Origin of the sequence: Aeromonas sp. s10, from assembly GCF_040907975.1 — a bacterium.
Classification (GTDB): domain Bacteria; phylum Pseudomonadota; class Gammaproteobacteria; order Enterobacterales; family Aeromonadaceae; genus Aeromonas; species Aeromonas caviae.
This window is the reverse complement of sequence record NZ_JBFOCV010000009.1, coordinates 1-18,749: the sequence shown is the minus strand read 5'-3', so window position 1 is coordinate 18,749 and position 18,749 is coordinate 1. Positions and strand designations below refer to the sequence as shown.

16 protein-coding genes and 2 pseudogenes are annotated in these 18,749 nt (G+C 65.5%); 7 read left to right on the top strand and 11 right to left on the bottom strand.

The window, feature by feature from the left end:
• Positions 1-225: 225 nt before the first annotated feature.
• Positions 226-543, bottom strand: a complete 318-nt coding sequence (locus AB5Y59_RS02790) for a DUF1496 domain-containing protein (RefSeq protein WP_216944956.1) — start codon at positions 541-543, stop codon at positions 226-228.
• Between the two features lie 219 nt (positions 544-762).
• Here AB5Y59_RS02790 and AB5Y59_RS02785 point away from each other — a divergent pair.
• A pseudogene (locus AB5Y59_RS02785) lies at positions 763-1,974 on the top strand (hypothetical protein); the annotation flags it as partial.
• A gap of 344 nt (positions 1,975-2,318) precedes the next feature.
• Here the strand turns inward: AB5Y59_RS02785 and AB5Y59_RS02780 are convergent.
• Positions 2,319-2,696, bottom strand: coding sequence for a hypothetical protein (locus AB5Y59_RS02780; RefSeq protein WP_010675931.1), 378 nt, complete (start codon positions 2,694-2,696; stop codon positions 2,319-2,321).
• A gap of 172 nt (positions 2,697-2,868) precedes the next feature.
• On the opposite strand from AB5Y59_RS02780, the gene AB5Y59_RS02775 reads away from it, so the two are divergent.
• The 3 genes from AB5Y59_RS02775 to AB5Y59_RS02765 all read left to right on the top strand — a co-directional run bounded on the left by AB5Y59_RS02775 (position 2,869) and on the right by AB5Y59_RS02765 (position 6,411).
• Positions 2,869-4,245 (top strand): phosphatase PAP2 family protein, encoded by a 1,377-nt coding sequence (locus AB5Y59_RS02775; protein ID WP_323914636.1) that lies wholly within the window; start codon positions 2,869-2,871, stop codon positions 4,243-4,245.
• Between the two features lie 9 nt (positions 4,246-4,254).
• Positions 4,255-5,340, top strand: a complete 1,086-nt coding sequence (gene ydiK, locus AB5Y59_RS02770; protein WP_201970231.1) for an AI-2E family transporter YdiK — start codon at positions 4,255-4,257, stop codon at positions 5,338-5,340.
• Positions 5,341-5,706: 366 nt separating this feature from the next.
• On the top strand, positions 5,707-6,411 hold the full coding sequence (locus AB5Y59_RS02765) for an SDR family oxidoreductase (RefSeq protein ID WP_239052629.1): 705 nt from the start codon (positions 5,707-5,709) through the stop codon (positions 6,409-6,411).
• Between the two features lie 90 nt (positions 6,412-6,501).
• Here the strand turns inward: AB5Y59_RS02765 and AB5Y59_RS02760 are convergent, their stop codons facing one another.
• From AB5Y59_RS02760 to AB5Y59_RS02740, 5 genes and pseudogenes are all read right to left on the bottom strand, one after another.
• Positions 6,502-7,623 carry an agmatine/peptidylarginine deiminase gene (locus tag AB5Y59_RS02760; protein ID WP_216944953.1) on the bottom strand — a complete coding sequence of 374 codons (1,122 nt, stop codon included), beginning with the start codon at positions 7,621-7,623 and terminating at the stop codon, positions 6,502-6,504.
• Positions 7,624-7,639: 16 nt separating this feature from the next.
• Positions 7,640-8,587, bottom strand: a pseudogene (locus AB5Y59_RS02755) (extracellular solute-binding protein); the annotation flags it as partial.
• 12 nt (positions 8,588-8,599) lie between these two features.
• On the bottom strand, positions 8,600-8,737 hold the full coding sequence (locus tag AB5Y59_RS02750; protein WP_368211464.1) for a hypothetical protein: 138 nt from the start codon (positions 8,735-8,737) through the stop codon (positions 8,600-8,602).
• Positions 8,734-9,633, bottom strand: a complete 900-nt coding sequence (gene aguB, locus AB5Y59_RS02745) for an N-carbamoylputrescine amidase (RefSeq protein ID WP_139736819.1) — start codon at positions 9,631-9,633, stop codon at positions 8,734-8,736. The genes AB5Y59_RS02750 and aguB overlap by 4 nt, the downstream gene beginning before the upstream one ends.
• Before the next feature lie 132 nt (positions 9,634-9,765).
• Positions 9,766-10,818, bottom strand: a complete 1,053-nt coding sequence (locus AB5Y59_RS02740; RefSeq protein ID WP_368211463.1) for an agmatine/peptidylarginine deiminase — start codon at positions 10,816-10,818, stop codon at positions 9,766-9,768.
• A 116-nt stretch (positions 10,819-10,934) separates the two neighbouring features.
• On the opposite strand from AB5Y59_RS02740, the gene AB5Y59_RS02735 reads away from it, so the two are divergent.
• Complete coding sequence (locus tag AB5Y59_RS02735) at positions 10,935-11,828, top strand: LysR family transcriptional regulator (RefSeq protein ID WP_368211462.1); 894 nt, start codon at positions 10,935-10,937, stop codon at positions 11,826-11,828.
• Between the two features lie 72 nt (positions 11,829-11,900).
• Entirely contained in the window at positions 11,901-13,802 is a 1,902-nt protein-coding gene (dhaR, locus tag AB5Y59_RS02730; protein ID WP_319908320.1) for a dihydroxyacetone kinase operon transcriptional regulator DhaR, read from the top strand.
• Positions 13,803-13,861: 59 nt separating this feature from the next.
• Here the strand turns inward: dhaR and dhaM are convergent, their stop codons facing one another.
• The 4 genes from dhaM to AB5Y59_RS02710 all read right to left on the bottom strand — a co-directional run bounded on the left by dhaM (position 13,862) and on the right by AB5Y59_RS02710 (position 17,876).
• Complete coding sequence (gene dhaM / locus AB5Y59_RS02725) at positions 13,862-14,578, bottom strand: dihydroxyacetone kinase phosphoryl donor subunit DhaM (protein WP_202040668.1); 717 nt, start codon at positions 14,576-14,578, stop codon at positions 13,862-13,864.
• A 1-nt stretch (position 14,579) separates the two neighbouring features.
• A complete protein-coding gene (gene dhaL / locus AB5Y59_RS02720; protein ID WP_202040669.1) occupies positions 14,580-15,209 on the bottom strand; it encodes a dihydroxyacetone kinase subunit DhaL in 630 nt (209 codons plus the stop codon).
• A 9-nt stretch (positions 15,210-15,218) separates the two neighbouring features.
• A complete protein-coding gene (dhaK, locus tag AB5Y59_RS02715) occupies positions 15,219-16,289 on the bottom strand; it encodes a dihydroxyacetone kinase subunit DhaK (protein WP_202040670.1) in 1,071 nt (356 codons plus the stop codon).
• Positions 16,290-16,517: 228 nt separating this feature from the next.
• Positions 16,518-17,876, bottom strand: coding sequence for an NCS2 family permease (locus AB5Y59_RS02710; protein ID WP_010675944.1), 1,359 nt, complete (start codon positions 17,874-17,876; stop codon positions 16,518-16,520).
• A 206-nt stretch (positions 17,877-18,082) separates the two neighbouring features.
• Between AB5Y59_RS02710 and AB5Y59_RS02705 the strand changes: the two genes are divergently transcribed.
• Entirely contained in the window at positions 18,083-18,415 is a 333-nt protein-coding gene (locus AB5Y59_RS02705) for a cupin domain-containing protein (protein ID WP_041214071.1), read from the top strand.
• The last annotated feature ends 334 nt before the right edge of the window (positions 18,416-18,749 follow it).

Genomic DNA, 18,749 nt, shown 5'->3' with positions numbered 1-18,749 from the left:
ACGGAGCCCGAGGCTCCGTTTTTCAATGCAGTATCAATCCCGGACGGAACGCGCTTCGCGCTCTTCCCGCTCCCTTGCCAACAAGCGTTTGTACCACCAGCTACTGCGACGACGTTGTGCATTGGAAGAGCGACGAGCCATTGCTTAGATCCCAGTCAAGAGAAGAAAGAGCCGCATTATGCGATAGAGATCACGCCCGTGTCTGTAGCTGGATCAAGAAAAGGCTCACTGGCCCACCCGGATCGTCCGCTGGTTGCCCTCCGGTTCACCACTCTGTGACGGCGTCGTCACCTCTCGCCAGATCAGGGGACCATTGGTCTCCATCGCCTGTTGCGGCGCGCACTCCAGCCAGAGCTCCCCCTGCTGGATACGGGCCCCCTGGGAGTATTTCTGATCCTGATACCAGCACACCCGCTCGGGCAGCGAACCAAGGGGCAGCACCAGCTCGGTGCCCACCGAGTGGCTGAGGGAGTTGGACGCCGGGGCGGCCAACGCGGGGAAGAGCCAGCCAAGGGCCAGCAGACAACCTGCACAACGGATCATGGGAATTCCTGTCACGGGGGAGTGAAAGTGTAGAGCGACCAGCAGAGCCCTCGACTTGACCAATAAATGTCGGCTCATCTGGCATTCCGGAAGCAATATGATAGCCTGCCTGCGCCCGCAAAGGCCTGTCAGGGCTCTGCCGTGGGCCCCCACCGGCATCGCCGGGGTGCGGTAATGAATAACCCTTAATAATCAGGTAATTAACTGGATATGTTGTCAATGCGTATCATGCCGTTGCTCAAGGCTGCCTGCCTGAGCCTGATGTTGTCCGCCTGTGTCGCCCCCCTGCTGATGATGAGCCCCACCAGCCAGCTGATGTGGGCCCTGCTCAAGCCGCTGGTCGGTTTCGATCCGAACGAGGCCAACCTGTTCGAGCAGCCGCTGATCAAGGACAGAATGACCGCCATGCTGGGGCCCAACTACGAGAGCACCATGCAGCTGCTCAAGACCGCCGACGAGCTGCAACAGGAGGGGCCGCTCTTTTACGTGGTCTCCCGCTACGCCCCGGTGCCGGACGTGGCCAAGCAGGCCGGCATGGTCTGGAACGCCGACACCAACCAGCTCGCCGTCATGGTGCAAAAAGGTGACGGGGCGACCCAGGTCTTCGGGGAAAACCTGACGGCCGCCACCCCGACCTGGCCCAGCGCCATGCAGGGCTGGCAGTCCCAGGCCACCCCGGCCGCCACGGCCCTGACCGGTGCCGGTCAGGGGCTCACGGGCGCTGGCAGTTCTCTGCTGGGCACCATGATGGGGGGACTGCAACAGAGCGCCAGCAAGGCCCTGTCCGACTCCACCAGACAGGTGATCGGCAGTGCCGCCACCACGGCGCAGCAACAAGCCACCAAGGCGGCGAGCGACAGCGCCAAGCAAGCTGCCAGCAGTGCCGCCACCACGGCGCAGCAGCAAGCCGCCAAGGCGGCGAGCGACTCGGCCAAGCAGGCCGTCAGCAGCGCCGCCACCACGGCGCAGCAACAAGCCGCCAAGGCAGTGAGCGACAGTGCCAAGCAGGCCGTCAGCAGCGCAGCGACCATCAGTGCCGCCACCACGGCGCAGCAACAAGCCGCCAAGGCAGTGAGCGACACCACCAAGCAGGCCGTCAGCAGTGCAGCGACCATCAGTGCCGCCACCACGGCGCAGCAGCAAGCCGCCAAGGCGGTAAGCGACAGCGCCAAGCAGGCCGTCAGCAGCGCAGCGACCATCAGTGCCGCAACCACGGCGCAGCAGCAAGCCGCCAAGGCAGTGAGCGACAGCGCCAAGCAGGCCGTCAGCAGCGCCGCAACCACGGCACAGCAGCAAACCGCCAAGGCAGCGAGTGAGAGCGTCAAGCAGGCCGCCAGCAGCGCAGCGACCATCAGTGCCGCAACCACGGCGCAGCAGCAAGCCGCCAAGGCGGTGAGCGACAGCGCCAAACAGGCCGCCAGCAGTGCCGCAACCATCAGTGCCGCGACCAGTGCGCAGCAGCAAGCCGCCAAGGCGGTGAGCGACAGCGCCAAGCAGGCCGTCAGCAGCGCCACCACTACAGTGCAGCAACAAGCCGCCAGCAGCGCAGCGACCATCAGTGCCGCGACCAGTGCACAGCAGCAAGCAGCCAAGGCGGTGCAGCAACAGGGCGAGAAGCGGGAAGCGACCTCCGGCACCCTGAGCGATCAGGCCAGGGCGGATGCCGAAGCGGAGCTGGAAAAACTGCTTAACTGACTTTTTTAAGCGTGATGCCACCATAAAAACAGGCCATCACATGATGGCCTGTTGTTTATCTGACCCGTGGCAGGGGAAGATCAGAAATGGCGGTCCTGCTCGGTGGGCTTGGCACCCTTCTCTTCGCTGTGCTCGATGGCGGTGCGGATAAGGTCGACGCCGGCCCGGATGATCAGCACCCCCATGTTGACCAGCTTGACGCAGACCCACATGAAGGTGATGAGCAGGATCAGCTTGAGCACCGTCTGGAATGCCTCCAGGAAGTTCTGCTCCAGCTGGGCGGTGAGCCCGTTGGCGCTGCTCATCAGCCAGGTGTACACCTCGCGCACGAAGGGGATCCGGCTCGGCATCTCCAGCACGTCCAGCGCCGCAGGCAGGGCCTGGAAGATGACGATGCTGCCAAACAGTATCAGGATGACGCCGATGGCAATCCCCAGAAAGAAACCGAACTGTCGCATGAAGAGCCCCACAATGTAGTGAATGAGAAGAACAATAGCCGCCAATACTAGGGACTGCCCGCGCAGACGGCAATCCTTGCGTCCCCGACAGGGTCGGTGCCCCCTGCAAGCCATTGCCCGGCCGTCTGATTTCTGTGACCCTTGTCCCCACTCCTTGCCCCTGGGTGCCATCATGTTTCGAGTCGTCTTCTGCCTGCTGCTGTTGCTGGGCGGTGCCCTGCCCGCCTCCCGCGCCGAATCCCCTCCCTCTGCGGCCGCCTGCGTGATCCGCCACCAGCAAGGGATCCTGCTGGTGCAGGACAGGCTCTCCTCGCGCTACAGCCTGAGCGGCGGTTACATCGACAGGGGGGAGACTCCGGAGCAGGCGGCCCTGCGCGAGCTGTTCGAGGAGACCGGCCTCCAGGGTCGCGTCACCGGCGAGCTGGGGCGCTGGCAACGGGCAAGGGTGTTCGCCTGCCAGACCCTGGAGCCCCTGCGGGTCCAGCGGGGGACGGGGTTTGTCTCCCTGCTCCAGGCCCCGGATCTCGGTGGAGAGATCCTGAACGCCAGGCTGATCGCGGCCGCCGACCTTCCCCCTGACCAGCGTCGCTTCCCGGCGCAGCTCGACTGGATAGCCCCGAGGCTGGTCGAGGTGCCCGAGAGCCAGGTGCTGAGGGTGACGGATTTCAGCGACGCGGCCAGTGCGCTGCACCGCGCCGAGTTGCCGCTGATCCAGCGCCTGCAACGGTGGTTAGGGCCGGATGCGCTCTGGCCAAGGGCGGGCAATCTGCTGGGCTCGGCCCCCTTCCAGCTGGCGCTGCTGCCCTTGCTGCTGCCCCTGCTCGGCTGGTCCAGGCTGCGCCACCTGCTGTTTGCCATGGTGCTGCTCACCCTGGTGGTGAACCTGCTCAAGGCGGGCATCGGCTGGCCCAGGCCCTTCCACCTGCAACCCGAGCTGGCCCGCCAGAGTGCCCAGGGCTTCGGCATGCCGAGCGGCCACGCCGCCTCGACCCTCCTCTACTGGGGCCTGCTGCTTGGCTGGCTGCCGGCGCTGCGGGCCTGGCAGGGGGCCCTGCTGGCCCTGTTGCTGGCCGGCGTGGCCGGGCTGGCCCGGGTCTGGCTGGGGGTCCACTTCCTCTCGGATGTGGTGGCCGGCCTTGCTCTGGGGGCCCTGCTGCTGGCACTGCGCGCCCCGCTGGCGAAGCTGGCGGCACGCCCGCTCCCCTGGGCCGGGCTGCTCATCGCCAGCGCCCTCTCGGCCTGGCTCACCCAGTCCACCGCCCTGGCCGGGCTTGCCATGTTCACCCTGGGGCTGGTATCGGGTAATCTGCTATCACTCGAACGGAGCCCCACCCCCGCCCTGCCCGCCGCGCTGCTGACCCTGGCAGGGGGACTGGTCGTGGCAGGGCTCCTGTTCCTGGTGCCCGCGCTCACCAGCAGCTCTCTGCTGATCCTCGCGGGACAAGGGTGGCTCTTTGGCTGCCTGGGGTTCTGGCTCAGCGCCGGGCTCTGGTGGTCGTTGTCCGCTATCCGTCACGGTGCCCGAACCGGGCGCTCAACCCCTCGTTAAGGGAATGCCATGAATATGAAAAAAGTGGATTTGGCCAAGATCACCCTGGGCTTGCTGTTCCTCAGCCTGCTCATCATCTCGTGCTTCATGGTCTTGCGCCCCTTCCTGCCCGCCCTGGTGTGGTCGACCATGATCACCATCGCCACCTGGCCCCTGATGCAGATGGCCCAGCGCCTGCTGTGGGGCAAGCGCACCCTGGCGGCGTTGCTGATGACCAGCATCTTGCTGCTCATCTTCGTCATTCCCCTCTTCATGACGCTGGCCAACGTGGCGGAGAAGGCCCCCATGCTCATCGAGCTGGGCACCGAGCTCAGCCAATCCCCGCCCCCCGAGCTGCTCTGGTTGCAGCAAGTGCCCCTGGTGGGCGACAAGCTCTATGAGTTTTGGCAGCAGATCCTCGCGAGCGGCGGCCAGGTGCTGTTCACCAAGCTGGCCCCCTACTTCGGCCAGACCGCTCGCTGGCTGGCGGCCCAGGCGGGCAACCTCGGCCTGCTGTTCGTCCACTTCCTGCTGACCGTGGCCATCTGCGGCCTGCTCTACCACTCGGGGGAGAAGGCGGCAGAAGGCATTCGCCGCTTCGCCCACCGTCTGGCGGGCCAGCGCGGTGACAATGCGGTGGTGCTCGCCTCCCAGGCCATCCGTGCCGTCGCCATGGGGGTGGTGGTGACCGCCCTGGTGCAATCCTCGGTGGCGGGCCTGGGCCTGCTCATCGCCGGCATTCCCTATGTCATGGTGCTGGTGGTGCTGATGTTCCTGCTGATCGTCGCCCAGATAGGCCCCTTCCCGGTGCTGCTGGCCAGCGTCGGCTACCTCTACTGGAGCGGGGACACCACCTGGGGCACCTTCCTGCTGGTCTGGTCCCTGCTGGCGGGCACCATGGACAACTTCCTGCGCCCCTTCCTCATCAAGCGCGGGGCCGACCTCCCCCTCATCCTCATTCTGGTGGGGGTCATCGGCGGCTTGCTGGCCATGGGGATCATCGGTCTCTTCATCGGTCCCGTGGTGCTGGCGGTGGGCTACACCCTGCTGGATGCCTGGATCAAGGAAGATGACCAACCGGCGACCGCTCTGGTGGAGCAGCCCAAGGCGCCGTGACGATTCATTGATCCCCGATGCAAAGAGCCGCCCCAGGGCGGCTCTTTTGTTTATTACCGTCCCATGTTGGTTCGATTAGCGAAGCGTAATCGGACGATCGAGATGCCGCTGTCCGGTGTGTCCATGAATCAGCGGCATCTGTCTGCAGGGAAATATGGATGGCTGTTATAGCGGGAGAATTGATTTACGCGAACGTCCGATTACGCCTTATGGCTAATCGAACTTAAAGCTGGTCGCGGCGTTTAGAACCAAAGTTCGAACCGGAACGCCAAAACACGAACCAGGGTTCGAATCACTCCTTCCCCTCCCCTGTTCCCTGCCGAAGGCGCCCGCCACAATGCCTGCACCATTGGAGGAGAAGACAAGATGAACGAACTGAGAGCAACACGGGCCCTCATCAGCGGCGGCGCCAGCGGCATCGGACTGGCCATCGCCGAGGCCCTGGCCAGCCAGGGGGTGGAGCTGATCCTGGCTTCCCGCCGCCTGGGGCTGCTGGAGCAGGAAGCGGCCAGACTGGAGGCACGATACGGGGTGCGAGTCATGGCACTGGCGCTGGATGTGTGCGACGGCGATCAGGTGCGGGACGGCCATGCCCGGATCCGGGGGCGGCTCGGCCCCGTCGATCTGCTCATCAACAACAGCGGGGTCGGCAGCGACCACCTGGTGCAGGATCTGCCGGAAGCGGAGTGGGACAGGGTGATGGACACCTGTGCCAAGGGCACCTTCCTGCTGACCCGGGCCTGCCTGCCGGACATGCTGGCAAACCGCCACGGCACCGTCATCAACATCGCCTCCCAGGCCGCTAGGCACGGCTATGCCAGGGCCAGCGTCTACTGCGCCGCCAAGTTTGCGGTGCTGGGGTTCGCCCGGGCACTGCGGGAAGAGGTGCAGCATCAAGGCATCCGGGTCCACACCCTCTGTCCCGGACTGGTGCAGGTGCCGCCCCCGGCTTGCGCCGCTGATCGCAAGCCCGGCTGGCTCCAGGTGGAGGATCTGGCCGAGGCCGTGCTCTACACTCTGCGCCAACCCGCTCACGTCCAGCTCGACGAGATCGGCATGACGGGGATCTGAGCGAGGCGCCATGGAACGCCAGCAAGGACAAGGGGCGCCGAGGCGCCCCTTGTCCTGCGTCACACCGCCAGAGGCGGCCTGCGCGTAAGATCAGGCAGGTTGATGGAGGGTGATGCAGTGGATGCCGCCGCCCCCGGCCGCCACCGGGTCTATGTCTATCTGCACTATCTTGCGCCCCGGATAGAGGCGGGCCAGCAGATCCCGGCAATGGCGGTCGGCCCTGGCATCCCCGAACTGGGGAGCGATGACGGCGCCGTTGATGGGCAGGTAGTTGATGTAACCGGCGGCAAAGTCCGGGCTGCGGCTGAACTTGTTGTCCCGCCCGCCCAGGGGCGGCGGCAGCGGATGCAGCTCCAGCTTGTTGCCGTCGGCGTCCGTCGCCTGCTGCAGGATGGCGAGGTGCTGGCGGGTCACCTTGTAGTCGTAGGAGTCGGGATCGTTGTCCATGTTGATCACCACCACCCCGGGGCGCACGAAGCGGGCGTAGAAGTCCACGTGGGCATCCGTGATGTCACGGCCCTTGATCCCCGGCAGCCAGATGATCTTGCGCAGCCCCAGGTTGGCCTTGAGCTCCGCCTCCACCTGCGCCTTGGTGAGGCCGGGGTTGCGGTTGCTGTTGATCCAGCTGCTCTCGGTCATGATGGCGGTGCCGTTGCCATCCACCTCGATGCCGCCCCCCTCACCGATGAGCTCGCTCTGCAGGTAATAGGCATCGGTCTGCCGGCCCACCAGGGCGGCGACCCTGGCGTCATGGCTGTGCTCCTGCTTGTCACCCCAGCCGTTGAAGTTGAAGTCCACCAGCCCGAGCCCTCCCTGCTCGTCCTGCACGAAGACGCCGCCGGTATCCCGCAGCCAGATGTCATCCATCTCGGCGTGGACGAAGTGGGTGTTGCGCTCGCCGCACAACTGGCGCGCCAGCGCCTCGTCATCCTCGTGGCAGAGCACGTTGACCCGGGTGTAGGGCACCATGGCCTGCACCAGCCGCCCTATGGTGGCCTGCACCTCCTTGTAGTGGCGACCCCAGATCTCGCTGGTGGCCCCGAAGGCCACCCACACCAGGGCCTGGGGGGAGGACTCCTCCGGCATGTGGTAGCGAGCGGCGGCGCCGGGTTCGCCGGCGGCGAAGGCCGCGCGGGCACCGGGCAGGCTGCCAAACCCGGCAATGGCGCCGAGGGCGACCAGTTGTTTCAATACGTGGCGTCGGGAAAACATCGTTCTACTCCAGGGTTCAGAGGCTGCTCTTGAAGCGAGTCCAGGCTCGCATGCGGGCACGCATCTGGGATTGTGCTATATCCTGACCCGGAATGAGCCGCTGGTAGCTGGCCTCGTCCAGGTAGATATCCGGGTTGGCCGTCATGGTGGCATCCACCATGGGTCTGGCCTTGGCACTGGCAGTCGGATAGCCGGTGCTGTTGGTGATGGCTGCCATGTTGGCCGGGCGCATCACGAAGTTGATAAAGGCATAGGCATAGTCAGGATGGGGGGCATCCGCCGGGATCGCCATGGTGTCCATCCAGATGGTGCTCCCCTCCTTCGGCAATCGGTATTCGAAGTCGACCCGCTTGCCCGCCTCGGCGGCGGCGCGCCTGGCCTGGGTCATGTCGCCGCTGTAGCCCAGGGAGAGGCAGAGATCCCCGTTCACCAGCTGAGTCACCGGCTGGGACTGGAACTTGCGGATATAGGGCTTGATCCCCTTGAGCAGGGCCAGGGCCGCCTCCAGATCGTCCGCCTTGCCGCTACGGGGATCCCGCCCAAGATAGTGCAGCACCACCGCCAGCACCTCGTCCGGGGAGTCGATGACCGAGATGCCGCAATCTGCAAATTTCGCCGCCAGCTCGGGCTTGAACAGCATGTCCAGGCTGCTGACCGGGGCATCCGGCATCCTCTGCCGGATGGCGTCCGCGTTGTAGGTGAGCCCTATGGTGCCCCAGGTGTAGGGCACCACCGCCTCCTTCGCATGGGGGTAGGCCTGCTGCAACCGCGCCAGGCCGGGGTCTATGTCCCCCAGGTGTTGCAGCTTGCCCTTGTCGAGGGGCTGCAGGCTGCCCGCCCGCATCAGCCGCTCCGCCACCGTGTCCCCCGGGAAGATGAGGTCATACCCGCTGCGACCCGCCATCAGCTTGGCCTCCAGGGTCTCGCTGCTGTCCATCACGTCGTAGATGACCCGGATCCCGGTCTCCCTGGTGAATTAGCTCAGGGTATCGGGGGCGAAATAATCGGACCAGTTGTAGAGGCGCAGCACCTTCTCCTCCTGCGCCTCCTCGGCCTGAACCCCGACGCTCAGCAGCAGGGCCAGCCCCATGGCTATCTTGCTCAAAGCGCTCATGATGGACGCCCTCCCCGATGGCTGCGTCCGTCCAGGCTCAGCAAGGCGCCATACATCTCGGGGCGGCGATCCCGATAGATGCCCCAGGTCAGCCGCTCCTCGGCCATGGCGGCAAGATCCAGCTCCCGCACCAGCACGCCCGGGGTATCCCTGTCCGCCTCGGCCAGCAGGGCCCCCTTGTGATCCGTGATGAAGGAGGAGCCATAGAAGCGCATCTGCAACGCGGGATCCCGGGTCGCCACCTCGTGGCCCACCCGGTTGGCGGCGATCACCGGCATGATGTTGGCGGCGGCGTGGCCGCGCTGGGTCAGCTGCCAGTGATCCCGGGAATCGAGCCCCTCTGCCCCCGGCTCCGAGCCGATGGCGGTGGGATAGAGCAGCAGCTCGGCCCCTTGCAGCGCCATGGCGCGGGCCGCCTCCGGGAACCACTGATCCCAGCAGATGCCGACCCCGATGCGGCCAGCGGCCGTGTCCCAGACCCGAAACCCCGTGTCCCCCGGGCTGAAGTACTCCTTCTCCTGATAGCCGATGGCGTTCGGGATATGGGTCTTGCGATAGACCCCGAGCAGGCGACCATCCGCATCCGCCATCGCCAGGGAGTTGAAGCAGGCGTTGCCCGCGCGCTCGAACCAGCTGATGGGCAACACCACCCCCAGCTCCCGCGCCAGGGCCGAGAAGCGGCGCAGCACCCGGCTCTGCTCGAACGACTCCGCCAGCGCCAGATGGCCGTGGTATTGCTCGATACAGAAATAGGGGGTGGCGAAGAGCTCCTGCAACAGCACCAGGCTGGCCCCCCTGGCGGCGGCTTCCCGTACCAGGCTCTCCGCTGTGTCCAGATTGCGCTCCAGCTCCCAGCTGCAAGCGAATTGTGTGGTGGCGACGACGATCTTGCTCATCCGGATACCCTCCCTGACACGCGTTCCCCCTGACAGGCAGACTGCATTGTTGCGACGACCTTGTTCATGAATCTCTCCTCCCTGATCCCGTCATGAGGCCTCGCAGACGCCTGACGAGGCCGCTCCAAACGCTTACCCCTGCACCGGCCAGGCAGGCTGCTGCTGGGTGATGCAGTGAATGCCGCCCCCGCCGTGGGCCAACTGGTTGATGCGCACCGGCACCAGCTGCCTGTTCGGGAAGGCGCGCCTCAGCACCTCCCCCGCCGCCTCGTCCGCACCTACGCCGTAGGCGGGCATGATGATGGCGCCGTTGGCGAGGTAGAAGTTGGTGTAGGAGGCGCAGAACACCTCCGCCTCGGCGTCCACCGCCTCGCTCGCCTCGAACAGCTCGAGGCACTCGAAGGAGCGACCTCTCGCATCGGTGGCCAGAGCCAGGGCTCGGCGGTTCTCCCGCACCACGCGGCCATAGGTGGAGTGCCCGTACAGGGTGGCGTCCACCAGCAGGTGGCCGGGGCGGCTGAAGGCGCAGACCCCGTCCACATGACCGTCCGTCATGTCGCCGGTGACGTGGTCCGGATCCCCCGGCAGCCAGATAGTCTTCTCGATGCCGAGCAGGCGGCTGAAGATCCGTTCGATCTCCACTTTGGTCATGCCGGGGTTGCGGTTGCTGTTGAGCAGCACCGACTCCGTGGTGATCAGGGTGCCCTCCCCATCCACATGGATGGCGCCCCCTTCGTTGGCGAGGAAACTGCCGATGCACTCCAGCTCCAGGCTATTGAGAATGCGCCGCGCCAGCCCCTCATCCAGACCGTGGGCCGACTTGCCGCCCCAGGCGTTGAAACGCCAGCTGATCCCGGCGGTGCCAAGCTCGGGATGGCAGATGAAGGTGGGGCCGGAGTCACGGCACCAGCTGTCATCCACCGGCAGGGGAATGAAGCGCACCCCATCGCCGCACAGGGCGCGAGCCTCCGCCTGTGCGGCGGGATCCACCACCAGGTTCACCGGTTCGAAGCGGGCGATGGCATTGACCACCCGCGCGAAGTCCTGCTGGACCTGGGGCAGGGTTACGCCCCAGCCGTTTTCCCACAGCGCCTTGTTGTGCGGCCAGACCATCCAGGTCGCCGCGTGCCGGCACCACTCCGCTGGCATGAACCAGCCCACAGCCCTCATTCCCTGCTCGCGCATCTCAGCCTCTCTGATTAGGTACTATTAAGGTTATTGACGATGGGAATAGACTATTCTCCCCGTTGATGGGTAACAAACGATCGATTTTCGATAAAAGTGATAAGTGGAGCTAATCAATGATGTTCAAACACTGGCCCCCTCTCAACGTGCTGCGCGGCTTCGAGGCGGCGGCCAGGCTCGGCAGCTTTCATCAGGCGGCCCAGGAGCTGCACCTCACCCAGTCTGCCATCAGTCAGCAGATCCGCTCGCTGGAGGAGCTGCTTGGCCAGCCCCTGTTTCACCGCCAGGGACGTTCCGTCGCCCTGACCGACGCGGGCCAGGATCTGCTGGAGACGACCCAGCAGGTACTGCTGCAACTGGCGGTGGGAATACAGCGCCTCGAGCAGTACCGCAAGCCGAACCAGCTTGTGCTCAACACCAGTACCGCCATCGCCCGCCTCTGGCTGCTGCCCCGGCTGGCCGACCTTCACACCCAGCATCCGGGCATCGATCTCTGGCTGTTCACCAGCGACGACACGCCGAACATGGCCGAGCAGACCATCGACATTTCGCTGCGCTGGGGGCTGGCTCCCCAGGCGGAATGCCGCCATCAGCCGCTGCTGGCGGATCGGCTGCTGCCGGTGGCGAGCCCGGCCGTGCTGGCACAGCCCGCGCAGGAGCGCACCACCCTGCACGGGGAGCGGGAGATGGACTGGCACCACTGGATCCTCAAGGGCGGCGACGATCTGCACCTGCAGACCCAGGGGCTCAACTTCTCCGATCCCGGCTTGTTGCAGGATGCGGCCAGCGCCGGGCTCGGGGTGGCGCTGGCGAGCGAGCTGCTCTCTCGCGACGCACGCCGACAGGGGTGGCTGCTGCCCCTCTCGTCCCACCGGGTGGCCGGGCCGAACTGGAACATGCTGATCCATCAGGAGAGCGAAGGCAGTCCCCAGTGCCGGGCGGTGAGCCAATGGCTCCAGCAGCAGTTTGCTGCAGAGGCTGCCACCCGGGGCAAGGACGCGACACTCTGAGAGCGGTCACTGAATCGGGGCGGCAAGGGTGATTAAATGGCCCCTTCCCTTTTGCCGGACATCGCCGTGACCATGCCATCCGTTCCCCAGCCCCTCTCGTCCTGGCCCGAGCACCTGCAGGCCTCCTGGCTGCGCTGTGCCCACCAGACCAGCGCGTCCCTCTGGCATCCTCCCCACTGCGCCAGAGGGCAGACCCTGGAGAGCCTGCGCCAGCGCAAACGGGACCTGCTCACCACCGGCGAGATGGCGCTGGAGGATCTCTACGAGTTCATGGAGGGGCGCCCCTGCGCCCTGCTGCTCACCGATGAGAGCGGTTGCCTGCTGGCCCAGACCGGCCACCCCGATACCCTGCAGGCGCTGGCGGCACTCGGTTTTGGCCTAGGCGCGTTTTTCAGCGAGGGACGCATCGGCACCAATGCCGTCAACCTGGCGGCCCTGGAGGGGGTGCCGCTCTGCGTCAGCGGCCCCCAGCACTTCAACCAGCGTCTCCACCCCTGGCACTGCTGTGCTAGCCCTGTCTACAACAGCACCGGTCGCCAGGTGGCGATCGTGGCCCTGATCTGCCGGGTGGAGGAGGCCGCGCCGGGAGATCTCGCGCTCACCGTCAGCGCCGGCCGCGAGCTGGCCAATCTGCTGCAGATGGAGCGCCTGATGCAGGAGTCCCAGCACCATTTGAGCGAGCTCTATGCCCTGCTGGATGGCATGGAAGACGGCGTGCTGGCCTGGGATCCCCAGGGGCGGCTGCGCTATCTCAACGCCCTGGCGGCCAGTCGGCTGCAACTCGACCCGGCTGTCTGCCTGGGTCAGCCCCTCGATCACCATCTGCTGATGCCCCAGCGCCTGCGTCTGGCCATCGCGGAGATGACCCCCCTGAGCCATGTGGAGGTGACGCTGGAGCAGCGAGAGACCCGGGGCGAGGCCTTCATCGACGCCCTAGTGAGCCTCAAGCCCCTGCCGGGGCCGGACGGTGTCAGCTTCATCGTCCTGCTCCATCCCACCGATCGGCTGCGCGCCATTCATCAACTGCGCCAGACGGTGCCCGAGCTCTCCGCCCTGGTGGGGGAGTCGAGCGCCATGCGCAAACTGCTGCGCCACGCCCGCCAGGCGGCCAGGGGACAGGGCCCCGTCCTGCTGCGAGGGGAAGAGGAGGTGGGCAAGGCCCAACTGGCGGAGGCCATCCACTTTGGCAGCGAGCGAGCCGCCGGCCCCCTGGTCATTTTCAACTGCCAGGCATGGCCGAGGGAGCGGATGGCGCTGGAACTCATGGGGTCCGACGAGGCGGGGCAGGAGCGGGCCGGCAAGTTCGAGCTGGCTCACGGTGGCACGCTAGTGCTGGAGCAGGTGGAGTGCCTGCCCGCCCCCATGCAGGCCGCCCTGTTGCAACTGCTCAAGACGGGGCGCATCCAGCGCTTCGATTCCGCCCGCATACTGCCGCTCAAGGTGCGGATCATCGCCACCAGCAGCGCCCCGCTGGAGCAGCGGGTGCAGGAGGGGGGATTCGGTCGCCAGCTGCTCTATGCGCTGCAAGGGTGCGAACTCTGGCTGCCGAGCCTGCGGGAGCGCAGCGCCGATCTGCCCGGCCTCATCCGCCAGCACCTGGCGGTGCAGGGGGGCGGGCCGGGGCGCCAGTTCACCCCTGACGCCCTCGACTGCCTGCTGGCCTACCCCTGGCCCGGCAACCTGGGGGAGCTGCGCAGCGCCATCGAGTATGCCCTGCTTCATTGCAGTGAGGCACAGATCCCGCCCCGGGCGCTCCCGGCCGCCATCCGCCAGGGTCATTGCCTGCTGGCGGACGAGGTGGTGGGACAGCCGCTGCTCACACTGGCGGAGCTGGAGCATCAGGCGATCCTGCGGGCCGCCCGTGCCAGCAAGGGCCAGGTCAGCCAGATGGCGCGCCAGCTCGGGATCAGCCGCACCACCCTCTGGCGGCGGCTCAAACTGCTCGACATCGATCCCGCCGACTACCACCACTGACCAGAACGTCCCTCAAAAAAGCGGGCCCCGTCGTGACGGGGCCCGGATGGGGGAATGTTTCAGTCGCCGAAGCGATCCCGCGCCAGTTGCTGGAAGCAGCTCAGCGCCGCCCCGGCATCCTCCCCTCGCGCCAGCAGGATGAGCCTGTCCCCCTGGCGCACATCGAGCATGGCGAGCCGGCTCAGGCTGCGGGGATTCGCCTCTTTGTCCCCCTTTTGCAGCTTGAGTTCAGCGGCAAAGGGCTTGAGTGCCGCGACCAGCCTGGCGGCGGGGCGCACATGCAGGCCGTGGGGATTCTCCACCACCACCTCGCTGCGCAGCCAGCCGTCATCGGCAACAGGGGCTGCCTCCGTGGTGGCCTGCGCCGCACTGGCAGGCAGCATTCCCTGTTTCGGACCCAGCGCGCCAAGCGCCTCGGCGGCTACCTCGTCCAGCGTCAGGCCTGCGCCAGCGGCCACCACCGCCGCCAGAGTGCCCTCGACCAGCGGAGCGGGGCTGAGCCGCACCCGGGCGCTCAGCTCGGGGGGCAGCAGTTCAAGGGCGGTCTCGGCGCTCAGGAGGGCGCTGCCCAAGTCCATCAGCACCAGCACCCCGCTGCCGTCATCCGCCTCTTCCATCGCACTCATCACGGCGATGGCGTCGGTGCCGATGGGATGGGCGGGGTCATCGACCCCGGCCGCCAGCAACAGTTTCGCCGGGCTGCCCAGCTGATCGGCCAGGGCTTTCAAACCGGCCGCCAACTGGGCGCTGTGAGAGACCACTACGATGCCGATCATGTCACAACCTCGCTCTGTCACGCAGGGCGGTCAGCAGCAGCAGGGTCGAGGTGGCCCCCGCATCCTGATGGCCGATGCTGCGCTCACCAAGATAGCTGGCGCGCCCCTTGCGGGCCTGCATCTGGATGGTGGCCTCGGTGCCGGCTGTGGCGGCAGCCACCGCCTTGTCCAGCGCCTCGGGGAGCGGCAGGCCCTGTTGTTCAGCCTGCTGCAGGGCGGCCAAAGCGGGCCACCAGGCATCGCACATGGTCTTGTCACCCGGCTCGGCACGGCCACGGGAGACGATCCCCTCCACCCCGTCGCTCAGCATCTTGCCGAGCTGGCCGAGGGTCAGGCTCTGGCAGGCATCGCTGCTGGCCCCCGCCCGGATGAAGAAGGTGCCGTAGAGGGGTCCGCTGGCGCCGCCGACCGAGGAAAGCAACGTCATGCCGGTAGTTTTGAGCACCTGGCCGATGTCCTTGTCCGCCACCGCGGGCAGCTTCTCCGCCACCTTGGCAAAGCCGCGCTGCATGTTGAGGCCGTGGTCGCCGTCGCCGATGTCGGTATCCAGCGCCGTGAGGTAGTCACGCTGCTCGGTGAAGATGTGCTCGCAGTCGAGCAGCCAGTTGACGATCTGATGCTTGCTTAACATGAATATTCCTCAGCAGCCGCGCCGCAGGGCCGGGGTGTGAACGGGGGCATCCCACAGGGTCATCAGCTCGTCATCCACCTTGAGCAGGGTGATGGAGATGCCGGTCATGTCGAGGGAGGTGCAGTAGGGGCCGATGAGGTTGCGCACCAGATGAATGCCCGCCTCTTCGCACAGGGTGGCGAGGCGACCATAGACGCCGTAGAGCTCGGAGACAGGGGTGCCGCCGAGGCTGTTGACCAGGACGATGACCCTGTCACCCCCATTGAGCGGCTCGATAAAGGTGTGCTCTTCCTGCCAGCTGCCGGTGGCTCTGTCCCAGTGGCGCAGGGTGCGGCCATAGGGGCTGTTGTCGGTCAGCTCCTTGAACATGTCGTCCACCAGGGCGTTGAGGTCGGTGAAGGGACGGCGTTCGATGCCCGGCTCGCCGTGAATGCCCACGCCGAACTCCACCTCGTTGTCAGCCAGGGTGAAGGAGGGTTTGCCGGCAGCAGGCACGGTGCAGGCGTGCATGGCCACGCCTATGGTGCGGCTTTGGTTGTTGATCCGGCGGGCCAACGCCTCGCAGCGCGCCAGATCGTAGCCCGCCTCGGCGGCGGCACCGACCAGCTTCTCGCACAGCACTGTCGTGGCAACCCCGCGGCGGCCAGCGGTGTAGAGGCTGTCCTTCACCGCCACGTCGTCATCGATGAGGGCGAAGCCCACCTTGACCCCGTCACCGTGCAGCAACTCGACCGCGGTCTCGAAGTTGAGCACGTCCCCGGTGTAGTTCTTCACCAGAAACAGCACACCGGCGCCGCCGTCGACGGCCTGACCGCACTCGTACATCTGATCCGGGGTCGGGGACGTGAAGATCTCGCCGGGGCAGGCACCATCCAGCATTCCTTTGCCCACCAGGCCACCGTGCATGGGCTCGTGGCCGCTGCCGCCGCCGGAGACCAGCGCCACCTTGCCCGCCACGGGGGCGTCGGCGCGGGTGATGTAGTGGGGTTCGATTCGTACCTTGAGCTCGGGGTGGGCAGCAGCCATCCCCATCAGTTGTTCACGGACCACGGCATCGACAGCATTGATCAGCTTCTTCATGGCTCACTCCTTGGCTTGCCACCATACGGGTGGACAGATGGTTGATGCAGCCAGTCTAGCGAGCCATAGGGGGATAAAAATGACAGGGATTTCGGTTCGGATCTGAAACAACAAACGAAGCCTGACGTTTCAATCTGAAACGAGCGGATGGGGAAGATCCGGGAAAGTGTTAGCCGCCTCACAGCCATGAAAAAGGGCCCCGCAGGGCCCTTCTCGATAGCGTGAGGATTAGATGGCCCAGCCACCGGCGTAGAAGATCACCAGGGCCACAGCGATGATGACGGTGCCGATGTTGAGCTTCTTCCACTCGGCGGCAAACAGGCGGCCGACCACCAGGGCCACGAAGCCCAGCATGATGCCGGTGACGATGTTGCAGGTGAGCACGATGAAGACGGCGCACAGCATGCCGGAAAGGGCATCGACCGAGTCGTTGAAGTCCAGCTTGGTGACGTTGCCCAGCATCAGCAGGCCCACATACATCAGGGCCGGTGCGGTGGCGTAGGCCGGTACCAGATAGCTCAGCGGGGAGAGGAAGATCATCAGCAGGAAGAGCACGCCGACCAGGGTGGCGGTCAGACCTGTCTTGCCGCCGGCAGCGGTCCCTGCGGCAGATTCGATGTAGACGGCTGCCGGAGCACCACCTACCACACCCGCCACCATGCTGCTGACGGAGTCCGCAGTCAGGGCCTTGCCACCGCTGATGATGTGACCACGCTCGTTGATGAGGCCAGCCTGACCGGCCACGGCACGGATGGTGCCGGTGGCGTCAAACACGGCGGTCATCACCAGCGCCAACACGGTCGGAATCACCACCGGATTGAGGGCGCCCAGCAGATCCATGCTGCCCACCAGGGAGCCATTCTCACCACTCAGGCTCGGCATGGCGAAGAAGCCCTGCCAGGTCACTTTCGGATCGAAGATGAGACCGAGGATGGAGATGGCGATGATCACCATCAGGATGCCGCCCGGCACCTTGCGGCGCTCCAGGCCGAAGATGGCAGCCAGACCCAGCACCGTCATGATGACCGGGAAGGCAGTGATCTCACCGAGCTGCACCGGCAGGCCAGCCCCTTCATTCTTGATCACCATGCCGACCCCGTTGGTGGCGATCAGCAGCAGGAACAGGCCGATACCGATGCCGGTACCGTGGGCGATGCCGGAGGGAAGGTTGTCCAGGATCCACTGGCGCACGCCGGTGACGCTGATCAGGGTGAACAGCACTCCCATCAGGAAGATGGCGCCCAGCGCGACAGGAATGCTCAGCCCCTGACCCAGCACCAGGCTGAAGGCGGTAAAGGCGGTGAGAGAGATGGCACAACCGATGGCCATCGGCAGCTTGGCCCAGAGCCCCATCAGCAGGGAACCGAAGGCGGCGATCAGGCAGGTGGCCACAAACACCGGGCCCTGCTCAAAACCGGCTGCGCCCAGCATGTTCGGCACGACGATGATGCTGTAGACCATCGCCAGGAAGGTGGTCAACCCGGCCAGCAGCTCCTGTCGCACCGTGCTGCCACGCTGGCTGATGGAGAAATAGGAATCCAGAAACCCGCCATTGCCGGCGCGGGCCGTCGTTTGTTGCGTTGCCATAGTTCATCCTGAAAGTGTGAAGGAAATCGTTTGCTTGCTGGCGCGCAAAATAGCAAGAATTTGGCGAGATTGCAGCGGATAAGCCTCCATTTCCCCGAAGTTTTTCATAAAAGGGCTCGTTGGAGGCCTCATTTTCCATGAGAGCGGCCCATCCCAAGCTTCTACACTCTTAGCTAGCCACGTTCCCATCTACCGGAGAGAAGCCCATGCACACAGGCAACCTGCTTGGCCAGATCCCCTCCCCCCTGCCCAGTGAAGTGTTCGCGGATCTGGTCAGTACCAACAATGTTCGTATCGAGCGCATTCTCTCCCAGGGGCAGCAGACCCCTACCGGAGAGTGGTTCGATCAGGATGAACACGAATGGGTATTGCTGGTGCAGGGAGAGGCCATCCTGGTCTTCATCACACCGGATACCGGGGTACAGGAACGCGTCCATCTGGGGCCGGGGGATTACATCAACATCCCGGCGCACCTTCAGCACAGGGTGGAGTGGACCCATCCGACCGAGACAACCATCTGGCTCTGCGTCTATTACTAGCAAGCTCACGACTCAAGAAGGCAATGCTTCTGCTGCGAAGATCGAAGAGGAGACCGTGGAGACGAAAAAAAGCCCAGTCGTTAGACTGGGCTTCTTGTTAGTGGCATAACGGACGCAGAGACGGACAAAGTCCGGCTCAAGCACAAGGGACAACAGAGCGGGATCGAGTTGCCAGTGGCAAGTCGCAGCCCTGGTGGTTGCCTCTTGTTTCCTGAGCTCTTATCCAGACGCCAGAAAGTAAAAAGGCCTTCCCGATAGGGAAGGCCTTTCAATTTAGTGGCGGAGCGGACGGGACTCGAACCCGCGACCCCCGGCGTGACAGGCCGGTATTCTA